The organism is Penaeicola halotolerans, assembly GCF_016464625.1.
Taxonomy (GTDB): Bacteria; Bacteroidota; Bacteroidia; order Cytophagales; family Cyclobacteriaceae; genus Penaeicola; species Penaeicola halotolerans.
Genome location: NZ_JAEAGO010000045.1, coordinates 1 through 279, shown reverse-complemented (window position 1 = coordinate 279; position 279 = coordinate 1). Strand labels below are relative to the sequence as shown.

Genomic DNA, 279 nt, shown 5'->3' with positions numbered 1-279 from the left:
TATCTTCGGAAAGCTTCAGGAGGATCTCAAGAGAAAGGAGCATGCCAACGCTGATACTGAGATAGCGGGTCGCTGGAGGAACTGGCATGAGGTGATGTGCAAAATCGAGGGTGATGGGATAGTGCCCCACGGCGTGGTGTAGGAGGCCGCGGGCGACGCTGATGGCGACGCGGGCGGTCACCGTCGATCTTCGGAAAGGTTTGGGTTGCGACACCTGAAACCTGAGACGGAGATGACGATGACCGACGACAAAATGGCGCTGATCGAGCTGGTTGAGAA

1 protein-coding gene is annotated in these 279 nt (G+C 57.0%); it reads right to left on the bottom strand.

Features of this window, described 5'->3' with window-relative positions; genetic code table 11:
* Positions 1–279: hypothetical protein (locus I5349_RS13695; RefSeq protein ID WP_226391343.1), on the bottom strand; the 279-nt coding region annotated here is incomplete at both ends.